Genomic DNA, 6,070 nt, shown 5'->3' with positions numbered 1-6,070 from the left:
ATCCGGCAGCGGCACGAACGTGTCGGCATGCGCCGCACCGGTCGACATCAGGCCGATCGCCACCGCGGCAGCACCGACACCCGCGCTCAGCCGTATGGACCTACGAATCTTGCTCATTCATTCCCCTCGGTTGGTGGCGCCCAGGCCGCCGCACACGCGGCGGTGGGTGTGACGCGCATTACGTCGATGCGACGCTAGCGATCACCGGGACCGACTCCGAGAGGAAATAAGGACGAGCTGGCGGCCGCGATATGGACAAGCTGTCCATTGCGGATTTCATGGGCATGTGCTTCGGCGCAACGCCAGAACCCGACGTCCGCAGATTCGCAGCCGTGTTGCGAAAACTGTGCTGTGCCAACCGCGGCCGCGCCCTGCACCGATCGTTGGTGGTGGTGATCTAGTCGAGCTCGATCACGACCGGCGCGTGATCGCTGGCGCCCTTGCCCTTGCGCTCCTCGCGGTCGATGGACGCCCCGGAGACCCGTTCGGTGAGCGCGGGGGAGCCGAGGACGAAGTCGATCCGCATGCCCTGGCGCTTCGGGAACCGGAGCTGGGTGTAGTCCCAGTACGTGTAGACGCCGGGGCCGGGGGTGAACGGGCGGGCGACGTCGACGAAGCCCGCGTCCTGGAAGGCATGGAATGCATCGCGTTCCGGCTGCGATGTGTGCGTCTTGCCCTCGAAGAGCGCAGGGTCCCAGACGTCCTCGTCGGTGGGCGCGACGTTCCAGTCGCCGACCAACGCGATCTGGGCGCTCGGATCCTGCGCCAACCACTTCGCGGCGTCGTCGCGCAGGGTGGCCAGCCAGTCCAGCTTGTACTCGTAGTGCGGGTCGCTGAGCTCGCGGCCGTTGGGGACGTAGAGGCTCCACACCCGGACCCCGCCGCAGGTGGCGCCGATGGCCCTGGCCTCGACGACCGGGGTGGCGATGTCCAGACTGTCCGCCGCGGGCTTGGCGAAGCCCGGCTGTCCCTCGAAGCCGATCTGCACGTCCTCGAGTCCGACGCGGGAGACGATCGCGACGCCGTTCCACTGGCTCAGGCCGACGTGGGCCACCTCGTAGCCGAGCTCGGTGAACCGTTCCGTCGGGAACTGGTCGTCACGGCACTTGGTCTCCTGGATCGCCAGCACGTCGGTGTCGGTGCGCACCAGCCAGTCCACGACCCGATCGGTGCGGGCCCGGACCGAGTTCACATTCCACGTCGCCAATCGCATTCGAGGCAGCTTAGTGCGAGTGCGACGGCGCCCCCCGGCCGGTCCGGAGGGCGCCGTCGTTCGCTCGTGTGGCTACCAGGCGGTGCCGGGTGCCGCCGCGTAGCGGTACCGGTGGTGGTCGAGCATCCCCATCGTGCGGTACAGGGCGATCGCCGCCTCGTTGTCGGCCACCACCTGGATGTACGCGTGCGTCGCGCCTCGGTCGCGGCCCCAGCGGATCATCTCCGCGCAGATCAGCATCCCGAGCCCGCGCCTGCGGTGAGCGGGAGCCACCTCCACCGCGCTCAGGCCGACCCAGCGACGGCCGTCGGGCGCCTCGGTCACGGCGGCGCGCGCGATGGCCAGCAGTTCGGTGCTCGGGCTGCCGAGCCGACCGAAGCCGAGCTCGCCGTCGCGGACGGCGCCGAGCACGTCGGGGGCGCAGTCCGGCAGCCGTCTCCCGTTGTTGTCGTACAGCGGCAGCCACTGATCGTCCGGTTCGCCGGACACGGTGACCAGCGAATCCCCGTCGGGCAGGGTGAGGTTCGCGATCTCGGCGGCCATCACGAGCACCTCGTCGGAGGTCTCCCAATCCGCGGGGGCGTTGCCGAGGCGGTCCGGCAGCAGCAGGCGCAGCGGCTGATCGCGGTCCGCGTACCACTTTTGCAGGCGCTCGAGGGTGTCGCCGCTGTAGAGGTCGCCGATCCGGTCGGCCTTGCCGAGGGGAGACGCGGAGTTCGCCCGGCCGGTGAACCCGCCGCCGGAGCGGGCCAGCCAGCCGTTGATCCAGCTCTGCTCGAGGCCGGGCCAGCCGTCGGCGGCGGCCAGTTCGAGCGCGCGGATCTCCCGGCTCAGGATCGGTCGGGGACCGATCGACTTGAGCGCGACGACCTTGTCTGGGACGACCTGGACCACACGTCCGTCCGGGGCGCGGACCACGACGGCAGGTGTGAGCGACACCAACTCCCCGATGATGTCGGTGAGGGGCTGCGGGTAACCGGGCGGCAACTTGTATCGCAACACCACCCGGCTACCGAGCACGATGTCAGTCATCGTGGCCGAACGGATCCTCGACAGTGCCCGGGACCCAGCTCTTGCCCGGAACGCCCCAACCGGCGCGCTTGATGGTCTTCTTCGCGGCCCTGGCGTTGCGGCCGATCAGCACATCGACATAGAGGAATCCGTCGAGGTGTCCGACCTCGTGCTGGAGCATCCGGGCGAAGAACCCGGTGCCCTCGATCTCCACCGGCGAACCGTCGGCCTCGGTGCCGGTCACCTTCGCCCAGTCGGCGCGGCCGGTGGGGAACTGCTCGCCGGGAACGGAGAGGCAGCCCTCCTCGTCATCGTCGGGATCCGGCATGGTCTCGGGGATCTCCGAGGTCTCGAGCACCGGGTTGACCACGGCGCCACGACGGCGGATCGAGTTCCCGTCGCCGTCGACGTCGGGGCAGTCGTAGACGAACAGGCGCATCGGGACACCGACCTGGTTCGCCGCCAGGCCGACGCCGTTCGCGACGTCCATCGTCTCGTACATGTCAGCGATCAGTTCGGCGATCTCCGCCGGCGATTCGGTGACGGGCCGCGTGGGCTCGTGGAGCACCGGATCGCCCACGATCCGGATCGGAAGTATTGCCATTCGATCAAGGATAGTGGGGCGGCACCGCGCGACGCGCCAGCACCGCAACCAGGCCACCACCGCGGCGATCATGGTTGAATAATCCCCGGAAGAACAGATGTGTAATTCGTTGCCCGGTCATCGTGAAGCCAACCGGGTCGTCGGGGAACTTTGGTTTCGATGCATCACGCGAGAGCAGTGGCGTTGGGCGAGAGCTCGAAGTTGAGGGAGTGAGATGGACGGGGCAGCGGCGCGTAACCGGAATTCCGAGCAGACCGACCCGCAGGACGCCAACGAGCCAGGCGAGGACGGACTGACCCGCCGGGACCACGACATCCTGTCCTTCGAGCGCCAGTGGTGGAAGTACGCGGGCGCGAAGGAAGAGGCGATCAAGGAACTCTTCGACATGTCCGCCACCCGCTACTACCAGGTGTTGAACGCGCTGGTGGACCGCCCCGAGGCCCTCGCGGCCGACCCGATGTTGGTCAAGCGGTTGCGCCGCCTGCGAGCCAGTCGGCAGAAGGCGCGCGCCGCCCGTCGCCTCGGATTCGACATCACCTAGGTGTCGGCGGACGCGATGCGGTCTCTAAGGTCATTCGAGTGAGCACTCCTGAGCAGCCGAGTGGACCACCGCTTCGTGCGCTGGCGATGGTCCTGATCGCGCTCGCGATCGCCTTCGCCGGCATCGGCGCCATGGCGCTGTCCGGGTCCGATTCCGAGTCGGAGCAGCCGGAGACCACCTCGAGCGTGGCGCGGGTGGCGGGCAACGGCGCCGGTACGGTCACCTCGGCCCGCCCGCCCGCCGCGATCGCACCGACCACGACCGCGGGGATCCCCAGGGGCACCGCCGTCACGACCACCGCCGCAGCCACCACGACGGCCTCCCCGATCACGGACAAGGCCGCCGTTCCGGTTCGGGTTCTCAACAACAGCACGGTCAGCGGCCTGGCCGCGCAGACCGCCAGGACGCTCGAGTCCGACGGCTGGACGGTCGGCGAGACCGGCAACTACAGCGACGGCTCGGTGAGCGCGACGACCGTGTACTACTCGGCCTCGTCGCCGACGGAGAAACAGGCCGCGACGGAGATCGCCGCGACGCTGGGAGCGTCCGCCGAACCACGGTTCCCGGGCATCGTCAGCGCCTCGCCCGGCGTCATCGTGATCGTCACCGCGCCCTGACGGACCGCACCTGCGGAAGGCCGGTCCTCCCGCCTGGCTATGATCAGTTCACTTCCAGCCCATCTAGAAGGAGCGGTTTGATGGCCCTGCTTACCCGACGCGATTCGCACCTCGGCGGTGCCGAGAGTGCACGCCGTACCTCCCGTGGGTCCTGGCGCGTCGTCGCCCCGATGGTCGCGATCGCGGCCCTTGGCCTCACCGCGTGCTCGAACGGTCAGGACCCCAGTGACGTCCCCGGCACCACGCCCCCCGTGTGGACGGGAGCGGCCGCACCGGCCGCCGGCCACGGCGCGGCGGAGGGCGGCCACGGCGGCGCCTCGACCGATGTGCAGGACCAGATCGACGTCGAACTCAAGGACGCGAAGGGCGCCGAGGTCGGCACCGTCCGATTCACCGACGGCAACGGGTTCGTTCAGGTCTCGGTCGAGGCCGAGCACCTCACGCCCGGCTTCCACGGCCTGCACGTTCACGAGGTCGCCAAGTGTGAGGCGAACTCGGTGGCGCCGTCCGGCGGCGCGCCCGGCGACTTCCTTTCCGCCGGTGGACATTTCCAGGCCGAGGGTCACACCGGACATCCCGCGAGCGGCGACCTGACCTCGCTGCAGGTGCGCGAGGACGGCACCGCGGAGCTGGTCACCACCACCGACGCCTTCACCCTCGAGGACCTGCGCAACCACGGCAAGGGCACCGCGATCGTCGTGCACGCCGGCGCGGACAACTTCGCCAACATCCCGAACCGGTACACCCTCCCGGACAACGCTCCGGTGCCGGACCAGACCACGCTGGCCACCGGTGACGCCGGCGGCCGCGTCGCCTGCGCCGTCATCGAGTAGGCACCGATCGCCCCGACGACCCCTCACCGCCGCGGTGGGGGGTCGTTGTCGTGTGCCGGGGCCCGGTCCCGGTGACGGCGGCCGTGCGATCGCTGTGGTTGGATTCGCAGTGTGGGAGTCCACTTCGCCGGTTCGCCCCGGCCGACAATCGGCGTCGAGTGGGAGATCGCCCTGGTCGACAAGACCACCCGCGATCTCTCGAACACCGCGGGACAGATCTTCGACGCGGCGCACTCCCTCGCGGGCGGTGAGACGCCGCGGCTGCACAAGGAGCTGCTGCGCAACACCGTCGAACTGGTCACCGGTGTCTGCGACACGGTCGGCGAGGCGATCGACGACCTGAGCGAGACGCTGCACCTGGTGCGCCGGGTCGCGGATCCGGTCGGCGTCGACCTGTTCTGCGCGGGCACCCATCCGTTCGCGGAATGGTCGACCCAGCAGCTGACCCGTAGCCCGCACTACGACGAGATGATCGAGCGCACCCAGTGGTGGGGACGTCAGATGCTGATCTGGGGCGTGCACGTGCACGTCGGGATCTCCTCGGCGGATCGGGTCTTCCCAATCCTCAACGCGTTGCTCGTGAAGTACCCTCACCTGCTTGCGCTTTCGGCCTCGTCGCCGATGTGGACCGGCGTGGACACCGGGTACGCAAGCAACCGGGCGTTGATGTTTCAGCAGCTGCCGACGGCCGGCCTGCCGTTCCAGTTCGAAACCTGGTCGCAGTTCGAGGGATTCGCGCACGACCAGCTCAAGACCGGCGTCATCGACAAGCTCGGCGGATTGCACTGGGACATCCGGCCCGCCCCGCAGTGGGGGACGATCGAGGTCCGGGTCTGCGACGGCATCTCCACCCGGACCGAGCTGGGTGCCATCGTCGCCCTCATCCACTGCCTGGTCGTGTACTTCGACCGTCGGATCGACGCGGGCGAGGAGCTGCCGGGCATGCCGCCGTGGCACGTGCAGGAGAACAAGTGGCGGGCCGCGCGGTACGGACTCGACGCGGAGATCATCCTCGACGCCGACAGCAACGAGCGCCTGGTCACCGATGACCTGAACGATCTGCTGGAGCAGCTGACGCCGGTGGCGAGGTCGCTCGGCTGCGCCGATGAGCTCGCTCGGGTGGCGGACATCCCCCGTCGCGGCGCGTCCTATCTGCGGCAGCGTCAGGTCGCCGCGGCATCCGGGGGCGACCTGACGCTCGTCGTCGATTCCCTCGTGAACGAGCTCGACACGTAAGGCCTCGTTCACGCT

The 6,070-nt window shown here is 69.1% G+C and carries 7 protein-coding genes; 4 read left to right on the top strand and 3 right to left on the bottom strand.

The features are described 5' to 3' along the window. Nucleotides 1–397 precede the first annotated feature (397 nt). From ACFQS9_RS16480 to ACFQS9_RS16470, 3 genes are all read right to left on the bottom strand, one after another. A complete protein-coding gene (locus tag ACFQS9_RS16480; RefSeq protein WP_378406496.1) occupies nucleotides 398–1,213 on the bottom strand; it encodes an exodeoxyribonuclease III in 816 nt (271 codons plus the stop codon). Between the two features lie 72 nt (nucleotides 1,214–1,285). After that, a complete protein-coding gene (locus ACFQS9_RS16475; RefSeq protein ID WP_378406494.1) occupies nucleotides 1,286–2,245 on the bottom strand; it encodes an N-acetylglutamate synthase, CG3035 family in 960 nt (319 codons plus the stop codon). Further along, nucleotides 2,238–2,828 carry a peptide deformylase gene (locus ACFQS9_RS16470; protein WP_378406492.1) on the bottom strand — a complete coding sequence of 197 codons (591 nt, stop codon included), beginning with the start codon at nucleotides 2,826–2,828 and terminating at the stop codon, nucleotides 2,238–2,240. Before ACFQS9_RS16470 ends, ACFQS9_RS16475 begins: the two co-directional genes overlap by 8 nt. 214 nt (nucleotides 2,829–3,042) lie before the next feature. Here ACFQS9_RS16470 and ACFQS9_RS16465 point away from each other — a divergent pair, with 214 nt between their 5' ends. The 4 genes from ACFQS9_RS16465 to ACFQS9_RS16450 all read left to right on the top strand — a co-directional run bounded on the left by ACFQS9_RS16465 (nucleotide 3,043) and on the right by ACFQS9_RS16450 (nucleotide 6,055). Beyond that, nucleotides 3,043–3,369, top strand: a complete 327-nt coding sequence (locus ACFQS9_RS16465) for a DUF3263 domain-containing protein (RefSeq protein ID WP_378406490.1) — start codon at nucleotides 3,043–3,045, stop codon at nucleotides 3,367–3,369. A 38-nt stretch (nucleotides 3,370–3,407) separates the two neighbouring features. Next, on the top strand, nucleotides 3,408–3,986 hold the full coding sequence (locus tag ACFQS9_RS16460; protein WP_378406488.1) for a LytR C-terminal domain-containing protein: 579 nt from the start codon (nucleotides 3,408–3,410) through the stop codon (nucleotides 3,984–3,986). Between the two features lie 80 nt (nucleotides 3,987–4,066). Further along, complete coding sequence (gene sodC / locus ACFQS9_RS16455) at nucleotides 4,067–4,819, top strand: superoxide dismutase[Cu-Zn] (RefSeq protein WP_378406486.1); 753 nt, start codon at nucleotides 4,067–4,069, stop codon at nucleotides 4,817–4,819. Between the two features lie 111 nt (nucleotides 4,820–4,930). Next, entirely contained in the window at nucleotides 4,931–6,055 is a 1,125-nt protein-coding gene (locus ACFQS9_RS16450) for a glutamate--cysteine ligase (RefSeq protein ID WP_378406484.1), read from the top strand. The last annotated feature ends 15 nt before the right edge of the window (nucleotides 6,056–6,070 follow it).

This window comes from Rhodococcus daqingensis, assembly GCF_042665615.1.
Lineage (GTDB): Bacteria > Actinomycetota > Actinomycetes > Mycobacteriales > Mycobacteriaceae > Rhodococcus_G > Rhodococcus_G daqingensis.
The sequence above is the reverse complement of the archived record's forward strand: the minus strand, read 5'-3'. Positions and strand labels throughout refer to the sequence as shown.